The organism is Citrobacter sp. Cpo142, from assembly GCF_030332425.1.
Lineage (GTDB): Bacteria > Pseudomonadota > Gammaproteobacteria > Enterobacterales > Enterobacteriaceae > Citrobacter > Citrobacter portucalensis.
This window is the reverse complement of sequence record NZ_JAOWHW010000113.1, coordinates 123,783-140,749: the sequence shown is the minus strand read 5'-3', so window position 1 is coordinate 140,749 and position 16,967 is coordinate 123,783. Positions and strand designations below refer to the sequence as shown.

At 55.0% G+C, this 16,967-nt stretch carries 17 protein-coding genes; 15 read left to right on the top strand and 2 right to left on the bottom strand.

Annotation, left to right across the window (positions count from 1 at the left end):
* Nucleotides 1–2: 2 nt before the first annotated feature.
* From nuoI to nuoN, 6 genes are all read left to right on the top strand, one after another.
* The gene (nuoI, locus tag OGY18_RS10460) at nt 3–545 is read left to right on the top strand and encodes an NADH-quinone oxidoreductase subunit NuoI (protein WP_005129470.1); all 543 of its coding nucleotides are present in this window, start codon (nt 3–5) and stop codon (nt 543–545) included.
* Between the two features lie 11 nt (nt 546–556).
* The gene (nuoJ, locus tag OGY18_RS10455; protein ID WP_003028059.1) at nt 557–1,111 is read left to right on the top strand and encodes an NADH-quinone oxidoreductase subunit J; all 555 of its coding nucleotides are present in this window, start codon (nt 557–559) and stop codon (nt 1,109–1,111) included.
* Entirely contained in the window at nt 1,108–1,410 is a 303-nt protein-coding gene (gene nuoK, locus OGY18_RS10450; RefSeq protein ID WP_000612644.1) for an NADH-quinone oxidoreductase subunit NuoK, read from the top strand. Before nuoJ ends, nuoK begins: the two co-directional genes overlap by 4 nt.
* On the top strand, nt 1,407–3,248 hold the full coding sequence (gene nuoL / locus OGY18_RS10445; RefSeq protein ID WP_003834744.1) for an NADH-quinone oxidoreductase subunit L: 1,842 nt from the start codon (nt 1,407–1,409) through the stop codon (nt 3,246–3,248). The genes nuoK and nuoL overlap by 4 nt, the downstream gene beginning before the upstream one ends.
* A gap of 251 nt (nt 3,249–3,499) precedes the next feature.
* Entirely contained in the window at nt 3,500–5,029 is a 1,530-nt protein-coding gene (nuoM, locus tag OGY18_RS10440) for an NADH-quinone oxidoreductase subunit M (RefSeq protein WP_003027692.1), read from the top strand.
* 6 nt (nt 5,030–5,035) lie between these two features.
* Entirely contained in the window at nt 5,036–6,493 is a 1,458-nt protein-coding gene (gene nuoN, locus OGY18_RS10435) for an NADH-quinone oxidoreductase subunit NuoN (RefSeq protein WP_003027689.1), read from the top strand.
* A gap of 58 nt (nt 6,494–6,551) precedes the next feature.
* Here nuoN and OGY18_RS10430 read toward each other — a convergent pair whose 3' ends face one another.
* On the bottom strand, nt 6,552–7,556 hold the full coding sequence (locus OGY18_RS10430; protein ID WP_003834740.1) for a chemotaxis protein: 1,005 nt from the start codon (nt 7,554–7,556) through the stop codon (nt 6,552–6,554).
* Between the two features lie 64 nt (nt 7,557–7,620).
* A complete protein-coding gene (rbn, locus tag OGY18_RS10425; protein ID WP_003834737.1) occupies nt 7,621–8,538 on the bottom strand; it encodes a ribonuclease BN in 918 nt (305 codons plus the stop codon).
* Between the two features lie 66 nt (nt 8,539–8,604).
* Here rbn and OGY18_RS10420 point away from each other — a divergent pair, with 66 nt between their 5' ends.
* The 9 genes from OGY18_RS10420 to pmrD all read left to right on the top strand — a co-directional run bounded on the left by OGY18_RS10420 (nt 8,605) and on the right by pmrD (nt 16,965).
* Nucleotides 8,605–9,066: a GNAT family N-acetyltransferase gene (locus OGY18_RS10420; protein ID WP_003834735.1), complete on the top strand. Its 462-nt coding sequence runs from the start codon at nt 8,605–8,607 to the stop codon at nt 9,064–9,066.
* Between the two features lie 63 nt (nt 9,067–9,129).
* The gene (gene elaB, locus OGY18_RS10415; protein WP_003027683.1) at nt 9,130–9,435 is read left to right on the top strand and encodes a stress response protein ElaB; all 306 of its coding nucleotides are present in this window, start codon (nt 9,130–9,132) and stop codon (nt 9,433–9,435) included.
* 104 nt (nt 9,436–9,539) lie between these two features.
* The gene (gene menF / locus OGY18_RS10410) at nt 9,540–10,838 is read left to right on the top strand and encodes an isochorismate synthase MenF (protein WP_286552929.1); all 1,299 of its coding nucleotides are present in this window, start codon (nt 9,540–9,542) and stop codon (nt 10,836–10,838) included.
* A gap of 87 nt (nt 10,839–10,925) precedes the next feature.
* Complete coding sequence (gene menD, locus OGY18_RS10405) at nt 10,926–12,596, top strand: 2-succinyl-5-enolpyruvyl-6-hydroxy-3-cyclohexene-1-carboxylic-acid synthase (RefSeq protein WP_286552928.1); 1,671 nt, start codon at nt 10,926–10,928, stop codon at nt 12,594–12,596.
* Nucleotides 12,593–13,351, top strand: coding sequence for a 2-succinyl-6-hydroxy-2,4-cyclohexadiene-1-carboxylate synthase (menH, locus tag OGY18_RS10400; RefSeq protein WP_148361707.1), 759 nt, complete (start codon nt 12,593–12,595; stop codon nt 13,349–13,351). Before menD ends, menH begins: the two co-directional genes overlap by 4 nt.
* A 14-nt stretch (nt 13,352–13,365) precedes the next feature.
* Nucleotides 13,366–14,223 (top strand): 1,4-dihydroxy-2-naphthoyl-CoA synthase, encoded by an 858-nt coding sequence (gene menB / locus OGY18_RS10395; protein ID WP_003027671.1) that lies wholly within the window; start codon nt 13,366–13,368, stop codon nt 14,221–14,223.
* Nucleotides 14,223–15,185: an o-succinylbenzoate synthase gene (gene menC / locus OGY18_RS10390; protein WP_125112629.1), complete on the top strand. Its 963-nt coding sequence runs from the start codon at nt 14,223–14,225 to the stop codon at nt 15,183–15,185. The genes menB and menC overlap by 1 nt, the downstream gene beginning before the upstream one ends.
* Nucleotides 15,182–16,606, top strand: coding sequence for an o-succinylbenzoate--CoA ligase (gene menE, locus OGY18_RS10385; RefSeq protein WP_286552927.1), 1,425 nt, complete (start codon nt 15,182–15,184; stop codon nt 16,604–16,606). Before menC ends, menE begins: the two co-directional genes overlap by 4 nt.
* 95 nt (nt 16,607–16,701) lie before the next feature.
* Nucleotides 16,702–16,965: a signal transduction protein PmrD gene (pmrD, locus tag OGY18_RS10380; protein ID WP_003834715.1), complete on the top strand. Its 264-nt coding sequence runs from the start codon at nt 16,702–16,704 to the stop codon at nt 16,963–16,965.
* The last annotated feature ends 2 nt before the right edge of the window (nt 16,966–16,967 follow it).

Here is a 16,967-nt window from a genome sequence, read left to right as displayed (position 1 = left end):
CCATGACCTTAAAAGAATTGTTAGTAGGCTTCGGCACCCAGGTACGTAGTATCTGGATGATCGGCCTGCATGCGTTCGCGAAACGCGAAACGCAGATGTACCCGGAAGAGCCGGTCTATCTACCGCCCCGTTTTCGTGGTCGTATCGTTCTGACTCGTGATCCAGACGGTGAAGAACGCTGCGTTGCCTGTAACCTGTGTGCGGTAGCGTGTCCGGTAGGCTGTATCTCTCTGCAAAAAGCAGAGACCAAAGACGGTCGCTGGTATCCGGAGTTTTTCCGCATTAACTTCTCACGCTGCATTTTCTGCGGCCTGTGCGAAGAAGCCTGTCCGACTACGGCTATTCAGCTGACTCCAGATTTCGAGCTGGGTGAGTACAAGCGCCAGGACCTGGTTTACGAGAAAGAGGATCTGCTGATCTCCGGTCCGGGCAAATACCCGGAATATAACTTCTACCGGATGGCAGGTATGGCAATCGACGGCAAAGATAAGGGCGAAGCAGAGAACGAAGCTAAGCCTATCGACGTCAAGAGCCTGTTACCGTAAGGAGAGGGGCAATGGAGTTCGCTTTTTATATCTGTGGCCTGATAGCCATTCTCGCAACCTTGCGGGTGATCACCCACACCAATCCGGTACACGCGTTGCTGTACCTGATTATTTCGCTGCTGGCGATTTCTGGGGTGTTCTTCTCGTTAGGCGCTTACTTCGCCGGTGCGCTGGAAATTATTGTCTACGCGGGCGCCATCATGGTGCTGTTCGTGTTCGTGGTAATGATGCTCAACCTCGGTGGTTCTGAAATTGAGCAGGAACGCCAGTGGCTGAAACCGCAGGTGTGGATTGGTCCGGCGATTCTGTCGGCTATCATGCTGGTGGTTATTGTTTACGCCATTCTGGGCGTTAACGATCAGGGCATCGACGGCACGCCAATTAGCGCGAAAGCAGTCGGTATTTCCCTGTTCGGACCGTATGTGCTGGCGGTTGAACTGGCTTCGATGCTGCTGCTGGCGGGTCTGGTTGTGGCCTTCCACGTGGGGCGCGAAGAGCGTTCTGGTGAAGTGCTGAGCAATCGCACCGATGACCGCGCGAAAAGAAAAACGGAGGAGCACGCATGATCCCCTTACAACATGGACTGATCCTCGCTGCGATCTTATTCGTGCTGGGCTTAACCGGTCTGGTTATCCGCCGCAATCTGCTGTTTATGCTGATCGGACTGGAAATCATGATTAACGCCTCTGCGCTGGCCTTTGTGGTCGCCGGAAGCTACTGGGGCCAGACCGATGGTCAGGTGATGTATATTCTCGCCATCAGCCTTGCGGCTGCCGAAGCGAGCATTGGGCTTGCGCTGTTGCTGCAACTTCATCGCCGTCGCCAGAACCTGAACATCGATTCAGTAAGTGAGATGCGTGGATGAACATGCTTGCCTTAACCATTATTCTGCCATTTATTGGCTTTGTATTACTGGCGTTTTCTCGTGGTCGTTGGTCAGAAAATCTGTCCGCTACCGTGGGTGTCGGGTCGATCGGTCTGGCCGCGTTGGTGACTGCGTTTGTTGGCGTTGATTTCTTTGCCAATGGCCAGCAGGCATACAGCCAGCCGCTGTGGACGTGGATGTCAGTCGGCGACTTCAACATCGGTTTTAACCTGGTGCTGGACGGCCTGTCGCTGACCATGCTCTCCGTGGTGACCGGCGTGGGTTTCCTGATCCACATGTTCGCCTCCTGGTATATGCGCGGAGAAGAGGGCTATTCTCGTTTCTTCGCCTACACCAACCTGTTTATCGCCAGCATGGTGGTTCTGGTGCTGGCGGATAACCTGCTGCTGATGTACCTCGGCTGGGAAGGCGTGGGCCTGTGCTCCTATCTGCTGATTGGTTTCTACTACACCGATCCGAAGAATGGCGCTGCGGCAATGAAAGCCTTCGTGGTAACCCGCGTTGGTGACGTATTCCTGGCGTTCGCGCTGTTCATCCTCTACAACGAGCTGGGCACGCTGAACTTCCGCGAAATGGTGGAACTGGCGCCTGCGCACTTTGCAGACGGTAACAACATGCTGATGTGGGCAACCCTGATGCTGCTGGGCGGTGCGGTCGGTAAATCTGCACAGCTGCCGTTGCAGACCTGGCTTGCTGATGCGATGGCTGGCCCGACGCCTGTCTCCGCGTTGATCCACGCCGCGACGATGGTTACCGCCGGTGTCTACCTGATTGCACGTACGCACGGCCTGTTCCTGATGACGCCTGAAATCCTGCACCTGGTGGGGATTATCGGTGCCATCACTCTGGTGCTGGCGGGTTTTGCTGCGCTGGTACAGACCGACATCAAACGCGTTCTTGCGTACTCCACCATGAGCCAGATTGGTTATATGTTCCTGGCTCTCGGCGTACAAGCGTGGGATGCGGCTATTTTCCACCTGATGACGCACGCCTTCTTTAAAGCGCTGCTGTTCCTGGCATCCGGCTCGGTAATCCTGGCTTGCCACCACGAACAGAACATCTTCAAGATGGGCGGGCTGCGTAAGTCAATTCCGCTGGTGTATCTCTGCTTCCTGATCGGTGGCGCGGCGCTGTCGGCTCTGCCGCTGATTACCGCTGGCTTCTTCAGTAAGGATGAGATTCTGGCCGGTGCAATGGCGAATGGTCATATTAATCTGATGGTTGCAGGTCTGGTCGGTGCGTTCATGACCTCTCTGTATACCTTCCGAATGATTTTCATCGTGTTCCACGGTAAAGAACAAATTCACGCTCACGCAGGGAAGGGGATTACCCATCATCTGCCGCTGATTGTGCTGATGATCCTGTCCACCTTCGTTGGCGCGCTGATTGTGCCGCCGCTGCAGGGTGTACTGCCTGCGACGACCGAGCTTGAGCATGGTCGCGTCATGACGCTGGAAATTACCTCCGGTATCGTAGCGATTGCGGGCATCCTGATCGCAGCATGGCTGTGGCTGGGTAAACGCACGCTGGTGACGTCGATTGCGAACAGTGCGCCGGGCCGCCTGCTGGGTACCTGGTGGTATAACGCCTGGGGCTTCGACTGGCTGTACGACAAAGTGTTCGTCAAGCCATTCCTGGGTGTTGCCTGGTTGCTGAAACGCGATCCGCTCAACTCAATGATGAACATTCCGGCGATCCTTTCCCGCTTTGCAGGTAAAGGCCTGCTGTTGAGCGAGAACGGTTATCTGCGCTGGTATGTTGCATCAATGAGCATCGGCGCCGTCGTTGTGCTGGCACTGTTGATGGTACTGCGTTGAGTTTGTTGGCTGGATGAACGATTGCCGGATGGCGCTGCGCTTATCCGGCCTACAAACCCAAAAATAATTTTTAGAATTCGTTGAAAATCTGTTCCTGATGTACAGGCGTCATCGGCGAAGTCAGACCGGAGACCGCCAGCGCAGAGCAACCGGAGCGTACTGAAGTACGTGAGGATTGCGAGCACTGCCGGGATTTGGGCTGACGAGTGAGATAGCCTGAGCAGGAGTAAATATAAGGGACATACTTAGCTATGTTATTACCCTGGTTGATATTAATTCCCTTTATCGGTGGCTTCCTGTGCTGGCAGACCGAACGCTTTGGCGTGAAGGTGCCGCGCTGGATCGCGCTGATTACCATGGGATTGACGCTGGCGCTTGGCCTGCAACTGTGGTTGCAGGGCGGCTATTCACTGACGCAATCCGCTGGCATTCCGCAGTGGCAGTCTGAATTTGTTCTGCCGTGGATCCCACGTTTTGGCATCTCTATTCATCTGGCTATCGACGGTCTGTCGCTGCTGATGGTAGTGCTGACCGGTCTGCTCGGTGTTCTGGCGGTACTTTGCTCCTGGAATGAAATCGAAAAATACCAGGGCTTCTTCCATCTGAACCTGATGTGGATCTTAGGCGGCGTGATCGGCGTGTTCCTTGCCATCGACATGTTCCTGTTCTTCTTCTTCTGGGAAATGATGCTGGTGCCGATGTACTTCCTGATCGCGTTGTGGGGGCATAAAGCCTCTGACGGTAAAACGCGTATCACGGCGGCGACCAAGTTCTTCATTTATACCCAGGCGAGTGGTCTGGTGATGTTGATTGCCATCCTGGCGCTGGTGTTTGTGCACTATAAAGCGACCGGTGTGTGGACCTTCAACTATGAAGAGCTGCTGAATACCCCGATGTCCCACGGTGTGGAATATCTGCTGATGCTGGGCTTCTTCATCGCCTTTGCGGTGAAAATGCCGGTGGTTCCGCTGCACGGCTGGTTGCCGGATGCGCACTCCCAGGCACCGACGGCAGGTTCCGTTGACCTGGCGGGGATCTTGCTGAAAACCGCGGCTTACGGTCTGCTGCGCTTCTCTCTGCCGCTGTTCCCGAACGCGTCGGCGGAGTTTGCACCTATCGCAATGTGGCTGGGCGTTATCGGTATCTTCTATGGCGCGTGGATGGCCTTTAATCAGTACGATATCAAACGTCTGATCGCTTACACCTCCGTATCGCACATGGGCTTCGTACTGATTGCTATCTACACCGGCAGCCAGCTGGCGTACCAGGGTGCTGTTATCCAGATGATTGCGCACGGTCTGTCCGCAGCCGGTCTGTTCATTCTGTGTGGTCAGCTGTACGAACGTCTGCACACGCGTGATATGCGTATGATGGGCGGCCTGTGGGGCAAAATGAAATGGTTGCCTGCGCTGTCGATGTTCTTCGCAGTGTGTACGCTGGGTATGCCGGGTACAGGTAACTTCGTTGGCGAATTTATGATTCTGTTCGGCAGCTACCAGGTGGTTCCGGTCATTACCGTGATCTCGACTTTTGGTCTGGTGTTTGCCTCTGTTTACTCGCTGGCGATGCTGCATCGCGCTTACTTCGGTAAAGCGAAGAGCCAGATTGCCAGTGTTGAACTGCCAGGGATGTCGCTGCGTGAGCTGTTTATCATCCTGTTGCTGGTCGTGCTTCTGGTACTGCTTGGCTTCTATCCGCAGCCGATTCTGGATACCTCGCATTCTGCGATGAGCAACATCCAGCAGTGGTTTGTTAATTCCGTTACTACTACAAGGCCGTAAATCGCCATGACAATAACTCCACAACACCTGATTGCGCTGCTACCGCTGCTGATCGTCGGCTTGACGGTGGTGGTTGTGATGCTCTCCATTGCGTGGCGACGCAATCACTTCCTCAATGCCACGCTGTCGGTCATTGGGCTTAACGCCGCGCTGGTTTCGCTCTGGTTTGTTGGCCAGGCGGGCGCCATGGACGTCACCCCGCTGATGCGGGTTGACGGTTTCGCCATGCTCTACACCGGGCTGGTGCTACTGGCGAGTCTTGCCACCTGTACCTTCGCTTACCCGTGGCTGGAAGGCTACGATGACAACCGGGAAGAGTTCTACCTGTTGGTGCTGATTGCCGCACTTGGCGGTATTCTGCTGGCTAACGCTAACCATCTGGCGGCGCTGTTCCTTGGTATTGAGCTGATCTCTCTGCCGCTGTTTGGTCTGGTTGGCTATGCGTTCCGTCAGAAACGTTCGCTGGAAGCCAGTATCAAATACACCATTCTGTCTGCCGCAGCGTCTTCCTTCCTGCTGTTCGGTATGGCGCTGGTGTACGCGCAGTCTGGAAATCTGTCGTTTGTTGCACTCGGTAAGAGCCTCGGCGACGGCATGCTGCACGAACCGCTGCTGCTGGCTGGCTTCGGTCTGATGATTGTTGGCCTCGGCTTTAAGCTCTCGCTGGTTCCGTTCCACCTGTGGACCCCAGACGTATACCAGGGTGCTCCTGCTCCGGTTTCCACCTTCCTGGCGACGGCGAGCAAAATCGCTATCTTCGGCGTGGTGATGCGTCTGTTCCTGTACGCCCCGGTAGGGGATAGCGAAGCGGTACGTATCGTACTGGGCGTAATTGCCTTTGCTTCCATCATCTTCGGTAACCTGATGGCGCTGAGCCAGACCAATATTAAACGTCTGCTCGGTTACTCTTCTATCTCTCACCTCGGTTACCTGCTGGTGGCGCTGATTGCTCTGCAGAGCGGCGAGATGTCGATGGAAGCGGTTGGCGTTTACCTGGCCGGTTACCTGTTCAGCAGCCTCGGCGCGTTCGGTGTGGTCAGCCTGATGTCCAGCCCGTACCGCGGCCCGGATGCGGACTCTCTGTTCTCCTACCGTGGGCTGTTCTGGCATCGTCCGATCCTCGCGGCAGTGATGACGGTGATGATGCTGTCTCTGGCAGGTATCCCGATGACGCTGGGCTTTATCGGTAAGTTCTACGTACTGGCCGTCGGTGTGCAGGCTAACCTGTGGTGGCTGGTTGCCGCTGTGGTGGTCGGTTCCGCGATTGGTTTGTACTACTACCTGCGCGTTGCCGTGAGCCTGTACCTGAGCGCACCGCAACAGCTGAACCGTGATGCGCCGTCTAACTGGCAGTACAGCGCGGGCGGTATCGTAGTGCTGATTTCTGCCCTGCTGGTTCTGGTGCTGGGTATTTACCCACAACCGCTGATCAGCATTGTGCAGTTAGCGACTCCGCTGATGTAAACGAAATGCAGAAACGAAAAAACCCGCCTTGGCGGGTTTTTTTATGCGTGAAATACGGTCAGTTTAATAGCTGACGGCTCACCAGCGGACCGCTGATGCCTTTCGCTGTGCGATCCATCACTTCCTGGATCACTGAAGAAAGCTCATTGACTTCGAATTTGGCCACGTAGCCATCCGCTTTTACTCGGCGAACGTGATCTTCGTTCGCGCTACCGGAAAGCGAAGAGTGGATAACGACCGGGATTTTCTTCAGACGTTCGTCGGTTTTTATCTTACGGGTAAGCGTAAAACCGTCCATCTCCGGCATTTCGAGATCGGTGAGCACCAGGGCGATCTTCTCACTGATTGGCTTGCCCTCCGCCTGCGCTTCTGCGGAAAGCTGCTGTATTTTTTCCCACGCATCCTGACCTGTTACATGCATCAGATGCGGGATCTCCATGGCGTTAAGCCCTTTTTCCAGCATGGCGCGGGCCACTTTGGAATCATCAGCCACAATCGCCACCGCACCCGGCGTGATGTTGAATTTATTGGTTTTAAGATCGGTTGCGCGCAGGTCGTGGTTCGCCGGTACGATGTCGTACAGGATCTGCTCAACGTCGAGCACCAGCGCCAGGTTGTTAGTCTCTTTGTTGTCGTCCAGGCAAGCGATACTGGTGATATAGCGACCATTAACGGCTTTCTCGGCGGTATGCACCTGTTGCCAGTCCAGGCGCATAATGTTTTCCACTGACTCCACAGCAAACGCCTGGACGCTGCGGGCATATTCTGTGATCAACAGGATGTTGAGTCCGGTCTCTGGCTTACAGCCCGCAACGGCGGGCAGGTCAATCACCGGGATCACCTGATCGCGAATATTAACCATACCCAGTAACGGGGCCTTCATACCCGCCGGACGCGTAAAGGTCGGCATCGGCACGATTTCACGTAGCTTGAATACGTTGATGCCAAACAGCTCTGATTTCTGCTCCTCAACAGATTTGCCGAGGCGAAACAGCAGCAGTTCAAAACGGTTAGACAGGGTTAGGTTTGTCCTGTCATCAATATCTTTCTGGAAATTGTTCATCCTGTCCTCAGTGTGAAAGCCAGCCTTTCCACTGTTATCGGCACTGAGGCGGAAAAATAGAGCGTTAAACGCTGAAAATGGCGAAATCGTGAGCCAGTGCCGTGTCTGGAAATATTGTTTTGCACTCTGCGAGTAAGCGCTGGCAGCCTTTTTCATCGTAGCGTGAGCTAACGTGGGTCATTATCAGACGTCCCACTCCGGCATCCAGCGCCAGCTGTGCGGCTTGTCGGGTTGAGCTGTGCCCGCGACTGTTTGCTTTTTCCTCCATTGACGCGTCCAGCGTGGTTTCGTGTACCATGACATCTACACCTCGAGCCAGTTCAATGGCGGACGCGCAGGGTCCTGTGTCACCGAAAATAGCGACTGATTTTCCCCTGGTGGGCGGGGAAAGAAAATCGGCACCGTTAATCGCTCGACCATCCTCCAGCACGATGGTTTTTCCGGCTTTCAAATCCTGAAACCACGGGCCCGCTTTAACGTCTGCCGCCTTCAGGGCATTGGCGTCAAGCGCACCCGGTTTGTCGTGCTCTTGAATGCGAAAACCGTAGCATTCCAGCGGATGCGCCAGCGGGTACGCCGTTACTTTTCGCAGGCCGTCATCCACAATCTCACCCGCGGTAATTTCCACAATATCCAGCGGATAATCGGTCCAGGAGCCGCTCAGACGCAATGCGGTTTCGGTAAACTCTCGCAACCCTTTTGGCCCGTAGAGCGTCAGAGGCTGGACATTGCCGGCCATTGAGCGACTGCACAGTAGCCCCGGTAAACCAAACAGGTGATCGCCGTGCAGATGGCTGATAAAAATACGATCGAGTTTTCCTGGATTGAAAGGCGTGGTGAGCATCTGATGCTGCGTCCCTTCGCCGCAATCAAAAAGCCACAGCCCCGCCTGAGTCGGGTGTTGCAGATTCAGTAAAATTGCCGTTACATTGCGTGAGCGCGTGGGGACTCCCGCAGACGTGCCTAAAAATAGTAATTCCATCTTTGCGTTACACTTTCGCCATCAATAAGGCAGGGTGTTCAGGTTATCACAACATAGGGGCAGACAATGATTCACTGGCAAGATCTCCACCATGCAAAGCTGAGTACCCAACAACTGTACGCACTACTTCAGCTACGATGCGCGGTGTTTGTAGTTGAGCAACAGTGTCCGTACCAGGATGTGGATGGCGATGACCTGGCCGGAGAGAATCGGCATATTCTGGGCTGGCATAACGATGAGCTGGTGGCGTATGCGAGGATTCTGAAAAGCGATGACGAGCTGGAGCCGGTAGTGATTGGTCGGGTGATTGTAAGCGAAGCGCTGCGTGGTGAAAAACTGGGGCAACAGCTAATGGCCCAGACGCTGGCATCCTGCGTGCAACACTGGCCACACAAGGCGTTGTATCTGGGCGCGCAGGCGCATCTGCAATCGTTCTATGCGCGCTTTGGCTTTGTTCCGGTGACGGATATCTATGACGAAGATGGTATTCCACACGTCGGAATGGCGCGGGAAGCACATCAGGCGTAAACAGGCGCAATCAGTCCAGGTTGTCTATAGTTAGCGGGTACGTCAATAGAAAGGGAGAATATAATGTCTTTTCATTCTTATGAATCACGTATCGATGATGATCTGGAATTATTAAGCGAAACGCTGGAAGAGGTGCTGCGTTCTTCTGGCGACCCAGCAGATCAAAAATACCTTGAGTTAAAAGCGCGGGCAGAGCGGGCGTTAGAAGAGGTGAGAAATCGCGTCAGCCATGCTTCTGATAGCTACTATTACCGTGCGAAAAAAGCCGTTTGTCGGGCGGATGACTATGTGCACGAAAAACCCTGGCGCGGAATCGGCGTTGGCGCCACAGTCGGTTTAGTGATGGGATTATTGTTAGCGCGGCGATAAATTCCGTTCTGTCATCGCATTTGTACGTACTCCCTAACTGGGGGTACTGCTTTTTCTGCTCAGTACCCCGTATAATGAGAGGTTTTTAACAGGGAGAGGTCCGCGTGCATTCAATCACTACTGCGCTGGAAAGTCTGATGCGTCATTTATCGCAGGAGATGCCAGCAGCACCTGGAATTCGTATTTACGATATACCTTTCCCACTGAATGATGCGTTTGACGCTTTAGGATGGCTGGCCAGTCAACCCGTCTGGCCCCAGTTTTACTGGCAGCAGCGTAACGGCGATGAAGAAGCCGCCGTATTAGGGGCCGTCGCCGCATTTTCCTCGCTGGAATCAGCCCAGCAATTTTTACATCAGCATGATAATCATCCCGACCTGCGCATCTGGGGCCTGAATGCCTTTGAGCCTCAGCGTGGCAATTTGCTGCTGCCGCGGTTGGAGTGGCGACGTTGCGCCGGAGTGGCGAGCTTACGCTTACATCTCTGTAGCGATGTGTCGCTACGTGAAGACGCTGCACAAGCTGCCGCCTTTATCTCATCACTTGCTCCCGTAAAACCGCTCCCTGCATTACGTTTGAATTTGACGGGAGAACAGCACTGGCCGGATAAAGCTGGCTGGATAGACCTGATAAAACTCGCCACCCAAACGATCGCAGGAAAAGACCTCGATAAGGTCGTGCTGGCGCGGGCGACCGATTTACAGTTTCCTCAGTCGGTAAATGCCGCTGCCGTGATGGCTTCCAGCCGTCGCTTAAATCTGAACTGCTACCATTTCTTTATGGCCTTTTCGGCAGAGTGTGCATTTCTTGGATCGTCGCCAGAACGCCTGTGGCGTCGGCGTGATACGGCGTTACGCACCGAGGCGCTGGCCGGAACCGTGGCCAATCACCCTGAGGATCATCGGGCCTGGCAATTAGGCGACTGGCTAATGAAAGATGATAAAAACCAGCGTGAGAATATGCTGGTGGTCGAAGATATTTGCCAGCGCCTGCAAGGCTGTACGCAAACTCTCGACGTGCTGCCGCCGCAGGTGCTCAGGCTGCGTAAAGTGCAGCACCTGCGCCGTTGCATCTGGACGGAACTGAATCAGGCCGACGATACGCTTTGCCTGATGCAACTCCAGCCCACGGCGGCAGTCGCCGGTATTCCGCGTGAGCTGGCGCGTGAATTCATCCAACAAAATGAACCCTTTGAACGTGAGTGGTATGCCGGTTCAGCGGGTTATCTTTCTTTGCGCCAAAGCGAGTTTTGTGTGTCATTGCGTTCGGCGAAAATAAGCGCAAATGTGGTGCGCCTGTATGCCGGGGCAGGGATTGTTCGCGGTTCAGATCCTGAGCAGGAATGGCAAGAAATAGACAATAAAGCGGCAGGGTTACGTACTTTATTACAGATGGAAGGATAGTGATTTCGTGTATATTTCCGATTCATATCAAAAATCCATTTATTCGATTCTCTATACTGTGTCGCAATATTGATACCGGACAATCTCATGTCAGTAAGCGCATTTAACCGACGCTGGGCGGCGGTCATTCTGGAAGCACTCACTCGCCACGGCGTCAGGCATGTCTGCATTGCCCCTGGCTCTCGTTCTACACCGTTGACGCTGGCGGCAGCGGAAAACCCCGCATTCATTCACCACACCCATTTTGACGAGCGTGGACTTGGGCATCTGGCTTTAGGTCTGGCAAAAGTCAGCCGTCAGCCTGTCGCCGTGATTGTGACGTCCGGTACCGCGGTGGCGAATTTATATCCCGCGTTGATTGAAGCGGGCCTGACCGGTGAAAAACTGATTTTACTTACGGCAGACCGACCGCCAGAGCTTATCGACTGTGGCGCGAATCAGGCGATTCGTCAGGCCGGAATGTTTGCCTCGCATCCATCGCAAACGCTCTCTTTACCGCGTCCGACTCAGGACATTCCGGCAAGCTGGCTGGTGTCCACTATTGATAATGCGTTAGCGGCCCTGCATAGCGGGGCGGTTCATATCAATTGCCCGTTTGCGGAACCGCTGTATGGCGATATGGACGAAACGGGGATTGCCTGGCAGCAGCGCCTCGGCGACTGGTGGCAGGACGATAAACCCTGGCTGCGAGAAGCGCGTCGGCTGGAAAGCGACAAACAGCGCGACTGGTTTTTCTGGCGGCAAAAACGCGGCGTAGTCATTGCCGGCCGTATGAGCGCCGAAGAAGGTAAGAAGGTTGCGCAGTGGGCGCAGACGTTAGGCTGGCCGCTGATTGGCGATGTTCTGTCGCAAACCGGACAACCTCTGCCGTGCGCCGATCTGTGGCTCGGGAATGCGAAAGCGGTAGCTGAGTTACAGCAGGCGCAGATTGTGGTGCAGCTTGGCAGTAGCCTGACCGGAAAACGTCTGCTGCAATGGCAGGCTAGCTGCGATCCGCAGGAATACTGGATTGTCGATAATATCGAAGGCCGTCTCGATCCGGCCCATCATCGCGGCCGCAGGTTGGTGGCGAAAGTTGGTGACTGGCTGGAGCTGCATCCGGCGGAGAAACGTCAGCCATGGTGCGTGGAAATCCCTCGTCTGGCACAACTGGCCTGGCAGGCGGTAGAAGCCCGTCGTGAGGCGTTTGGTGAAGCGCAATTAGCCCACCGTATTCGCGAATACTTGCCGGAGCAGGGGCAGCTGTTTGTGGGTAACAGTCTGGTGGTACGCCTGATTGATGCGCTGTCGCAGCTTCCGGCTGGTTACCCGGTCTATAGCAACCGTGGCGCGAGCGGTATTGACGGCCTGCTGTCAACGGCAGCTGGTGTACAGCGTGCCAGCGCGAAATCGACGCTGGCGATTGTTGGCGATTTATCTGCATTGTATGACCTGAATGCGCTGGCGTTATTGCGCCAGGTTTCTGCACCGTTTGTCCTGATAGTGGTCAATAATAACGGCGGGCAGATTTTTTCCCTGCTGCCGACGCCAGCCAGCGAACGCGAACGGTTCTATCTGATGCCGCAGAACGTACATTTCGAGCATGCTGCCGCCATGTTTAACCTTAAATACCAGCGCCCGGAAAACTGGGAGCAGCTGGAGAGCGCGTTGACTAACGCATGGCGTACACCTGCGGCCACGGTGATTGAGCTGGTGGTGAACGAAACTGACGGGGCGCAAACCTTGCAGCAACTGCTGGCGCAGGTAAGTCACCTATGATCCTGCATGCGCAGGCGAAAGAGGGGCAGACGGGGTTTCCCTGGCTGGTTTTCCTGCACGGTTTCTCTGGCGATTGCCAGGAATGGCAGACGGTCGGCGAAGCGTTTCAGGATTATTCGCGGCTATACATCGACCTGCCGGGACACGGTGGCTCCGCTGACATCAGCGTGAGCGGGTTTGATGATGTCAGCGTTTTGCTGCGTAATACTCTACTTAGTTACAACATACTTAACTGCTGGCTGGTGGGATACTCTCTTGGCGGCAGAGTCGCGATGATGGCGGCCTGTCAGGAGATGCCCGGGCTTTGTGGTCTGGTGGTTGAGGGTGGACATCCCGGCTTGCAAAGCGAAGAAGCGCGCATTCAGCGTCGTCTCTCGGATGGCCGCTGGGCTGCGCGTTTTCGCGCAGAGCCGCTACGTGAGGTGTTTAATGACTGGTATCAACAGCCCGTTTTTTCCTCGCTGAACGCGGCACAAAGAGAGGCGCTGGTCGCTCTGCGTAGCCAGAATAATGGGCAAACGCTGGCGGCAATGCTGGAGGCCACCTCGCTTGCCGTACAACCTGATTTACGTGCGCAACTCACGATGCGCACATTTCCGTTTTATTATTTATGTGGTGAACGTGACGATAAATTCCGCGCTCTGGCGGCGGAAATATCAGTACCAAACCATGTGATTCGTAATGCCGGACACAACGCGCATCGGGACAACCCCGCGGGCGTAGTGGACTGTCTGGCTCAGATTCTGCGTCGCTGACTATAGGACATTTTATGATCTATCCTGATGAAACAATGCTTTACGCACCGGTAGAATGGCACGATTGCTCTGAAGGCTATACCGACATTCTTTACGAGAAATCCACCGACGGTATCGCAAAAATCACCATTAATCGTCCGCAGGTACGCAATGCCTTCCGTCCGGTCACCGTGAAAGAGATGATCCAGGCGCTGGCGGATGCCCGCTATGATGACAACATTGGCGTAATTATTCTGACTGGTGCTGGCGACAAAGCGTTCTGCGCAGGCGGCGATCAGAAAGTACGTGGTGACTACGGCGGATATCAGGATGACTCCGGTGTGCATCACCTGAACGTACTGGACTTCCAGCGCCAGATTCGTACCTGTCCGAAACCGGTAGTAGCGATGGTTGCAGGTTTCTCCATTGGCGGTGGCCATGTACTGCACATGATGTGTGACCTGACCATTGCGGCTGAAAACGCTATTTTCGGTCAGACCGGCCCGAAAGTCGGTTCCTTTGACGGCGGTTGGGGCGCTTCCTACATGGCGCGCATCGTCGGTCAGAAGAAAGCGCGTGAAATTTGGTTCCTTTGCCGTCAGTACGATGCGAAACAGGCGCTGGATATGGGTCTGGTCAACACCGTGGTTCCGCTGGCGGATCTGGAAAAAGAGACCGTACGCTGGTGTCGCGAAATGCTGCAAAACAGCCCAATGGCGCTGCGCTGCCTGAAAGCCGCACTGAACGCCGACTGTGATGGTCAGGCTGGTCTGCAGGAGCTGGCAGGTAACGCCACTATGCTGTTCTACATGACGGAAGAAGGTCAGGAAGGCCGTAACGCCTTTAACCAAAAACGTCAGCCTGATTTCAGCAAATTCAAACGGAATCCGTAATGCGTAGCGCGCAGGTATACCGCTGGCAGATCCCCATGGACGCGGGGGTGATTCTGCGCGACAGGCGGTTAAAAACGCGTGACGGGTTGTACGTTTGTCTTCGTGACGGTGAGCGCGAAGGGTGGGGAGAGATCTCCCCGCTGCCGGGCTTCAGTCAGGAAAGCTGGGAAGAGGCGCAAACCGAGCTGCTGGCCTGGGTGAAAGGCTGGCTGCAAGGGGATGACTCCTTACCGCAACTGCCTTCGGTCGCCTTTGGCGTAAGCTGTGCGCTGGCCGAACTGACTGGCGTATTGCCACAGGACGCGGACTATCGTGCTGCGCCGCTGTGCACGGGCGATCCTGACGATCTGGTGCTACAACTGGCGGACATGCCGGGCGAAAAAGTGGCGAAGATCAAGGTCGGTCTGTATGAAGCGGTCCGCGACGGCATGGTAGCCAATCTGCTGCTTGAGGCGATCCCGGAGCTGCATTTGCGACTTGACGCCAACCGGGCCTGGACGCCGTTGAAAGCTCAGCAGTTCGCGAAATACGTTAATCCGGAGTATCGCGGACGCATTGCCTTCCTCGAAGAACCGTGCAAAACCCGCGACGACTCCCGTGCCTTCGCGCGTGAAACCGGCATTGCCATCGCCTGGGATGAAAGCCTGCGTGAAGCGGATTTCACCTTCGAAGCCGAAGAAGGCGTCAAGGCCGTTGTTATCAAACCTACGCTGACCGGCAGTCTCGATAAAGTCCGTGAACAGGTGGCTGCGGCACATGCGCTTGGTCTTACTGCCGTTATCAGTTCGTCAATCGAGTCGAGTCTGGGCTTAACCCAGCTGGCGCGAATTGCCGCATGGTTAACGCCGCAGACCATTCCGGGTCTGGATACCCTGAGCCTGATGCAGTGCCAGCAGGTTCGCACCTGGCCGGGTAGCACGTTGCCGTGTATCGACGTTGATGCGCTGGAACGTCTGCTATGACCCAGCAGGAAAGGTCCGATAGCGTGAGCTTATCGGGCTTGGTACAACCGGGTGACTGGCCGTGGCGTCACTGGCGACAGGTTCGTGCGAAGGTGCCAGCCCTACGCCTCAACGATGAGGTATTAAGCTGGAGCGAGCTCTGCGCTCGCATCGATCATCTGGCCTGCGGTTTTGCCGCTCAGGGCGTGGAAGAGGGCGATGGTGTTCTGCTTCGCGCGTGGAATCATCCGCGCGCTTTGCTGGCCTGGCTCGCGCTGCTGCAATGTGGGGCGCGGGTTTTACCTGTGAACCCACAGTTGCCTCAGCCGCTGCTTGATGCGCTGATCCCGGACTTAACGCTACGTTTTGCGCTGGATCTGGAGGCCGCTATCGCACTTCCGGAACTCAGCCCGTTGCAGATGCAGCCATTGCCAGGCGATCACGCCGCAGCGTGGTTGCCTGAACGTTTGAGCACGATGACGTTAACTTCAGGTTCTACCGGATTGCCAAAAGCGGCTGTTCATACCTGTCAGGCGCATCTGGCAAGCGCGCAGGGCGTCCTGTCATTAATGCCGTTTGGTGCTGAGGATGACTGGCTGCTCTCGCTGCCGCTGTTTCATGTTTCCGGCCAGGGTATTTTGTGGCGCTGGTTGTTCGCCGGAGCGCGAATGACCGTGCGCGACAAGCAGCCGCTGGAGCAAATGCTGGCTGGATGTACCCACGCTTCACTGGTGCCCACGCAGCTGTGGCGCTTGCTGGTCAACAACACGCCAGTCACGCTCAAAGCGGTACTGCTGGGCGGCGCTGCAATTCCTGTTGAATTGACGGAGCAAGCGCGCGAGCAAGGGATTCGTTGCTGGTGCGGTTACGGATTAACGGAGTTTGCTTCTACGGTCTGTGCGAAAGAGGCGGATGGTCTGGCAGATGTGGGTTCCCCTCTGGCAGGCAGAGAAGTCAGAATCGTTGATGATGAAGTCTGGCTACGGGCTGCCAGCATGGCGCAAGGTTACTGGCGTAACGGACAGCTTATTCCTTTAGTGAACGCGGAAGGCTGGTTTGCAACCCGCGATCGCGGCATGCTAAAGGACGGCAAGTTAACGATTGTCGGTCGTATGGATAATCTGTTTTTTAGCGGCGGGGAAGGTATACAGCCGGAAGAAGTGGAACGCGTGATTGCAGCGCATCCGCATGTTCTACAAGCCTTTATTGTGCCGATAGAAGACAAAGAGTTTGGCCATCGCCCGGTGGCGGTCATTGAGTATGACGCTAATGCTGGAGAAACTAATCTCGCAGTGTGGGTAAAAGATAAGCTGGCCCGCTTTCAGCAGCCGGTATGTTGGCTAACATTGCCGCCCGAGCTCAAAGCTGGAGGAATTAAAATTTCGCGCCGTGCGTTATTGGATTGGGTAAGTACTTCATCATTAACATTAAGAAAACATTAACAGTATTTCTCGTTTCTGTCATTCCGCAGCTATTGTCTTTTTGTTTACCTGCTAAAGTGTAACCTATTGTGAAATTTATTAACAAAAGGTGCGCTATGGAATGGCATGTGAAGAAGTCTTGCTGTCACAAAAAAGCAGGGAAGCTCTATATCGTACTTTGCGATAGCGGTGGTTCGCTAAAGATGCTTGCTGAGGCGCAATCTTCCGAGCGGGTTAAGCCCGGCGATCTCCTTTCACCGCTGAAGGATGCACAGTATTGTATTAACCGCGATAAATCCCGGGTCATTAAGGTAATTGATGCCAGACAGTACATCTGTGATGAATGGGAACGTCTGTTACGACAGTCTGAAGATAAGTAATC

Excerpts from the sequence above, each read along its gene's own strand:
- OGY18_RS10420 (WP_003834735.1), top strand. The coding sequence starts at position 8,605 with ATGATTCACTGGCAAGATCTCCACCATGCAAAGCTGAGTACCCAACAA.
- pmrD (WP_003834715.1), top strand. The coding sequence starts at position 16,702 with ATGGAATGGCATGTGAAGAAGTCTTGCTGTCACAAAAAAGCAGGGAAG.
- nuoL (WP_003834744.1), top strand. The coding sequence starts at position 1,407 with ATGAACATGCTTGCCTTAACCATTATTCTGCCATTTATTGGCTTTGTA.
- nuoI (WP_005129470.1), top strand. The coding sequence starts at position 3 with ATGACCTTAAAAGAATTGTTAGTAGGCTTCGGCACCCAGGTACGTAGT.
- OGY18_RS10430 (WP_003834740.1), bottom strand. The coding sequence starts at position 7,556 with ATGAACAATTTCCAGAAAGATATTGATGACAGGACAAACCTAACCCTG.
- elaB (WP_003027683.1), top strand. The coding sequence starts at position 9,130 with ATGTCTTTTCATTCTTATGAATCACGTATCGATGATGATCTGGAATTA.
- menD (WP_286552928.1), top strand. The coding sequence starts at position 10,926 with ATGTCAGTAAGCGCATTTAACCGACGCTGGGCGGCGGTCATTCTGGAA.
- menH (WP_148361707.1), top strand. The coding sequence starts at position 12,593 with ATGATCCTGCATGCGCAGGCGAAAGAGGGGCAGACGGGGTTTCCCTGG.
- menC (WP_125112629.1), top strand. The coding sequence starts at position 14,223 with ATGCGTAGCGCGCAGGTATACCGCTGGCAGATCCCCATGGACGCGGGG.
- nuoJ (WP_003028059.1), top strand. The coding sequence starts at position 557 with ATGGAGTTCGCTTTTTATATCTGTGGCCTGATAGCCATTCTCGCAACC.
- menB (WP_003027671.1), top strand. The coding sequence starts at position 13,366 with ATGATCTATCCTGATGAAACAATGCTTTACGCACCGGTAGAATGGCAC.
- menE (WP_286552927.1), top strand. The coding sequence starts at position 15,182 with ATGACCCAGCAGGAAAGGTCCGATAGCGTGAGCTTATCGGGCTTGGTA.
- nuoM (WP_003027692.1), top strand. The coding sequence starts at position 3,500 with ATGTTATTACCCTGGTTGATATTAATTCCCTTTATCGGTGGCTTCCTG.
- nuoK (WP_000612644.1), top strand. The coding sequence starts at position 1,108 with ATGATCCCCTTACAACATGGACTGATCCTCGCTGCGATCTTATTCGTG.
- nuoN (WP_003027689.1), top strand. The coding sequence starts at position 5,036 with ATGACAATAACTCCACAACACCTGATTGCGCTGCTACCGCTGCTGATC.
- rbn (WP_003834737.1), bottom strand. The coding sequence starts at position 8,538 with ATGGAATTACTATTTTTAGGCACGTCTGCGGGAGTCCCCACGCGCTCA.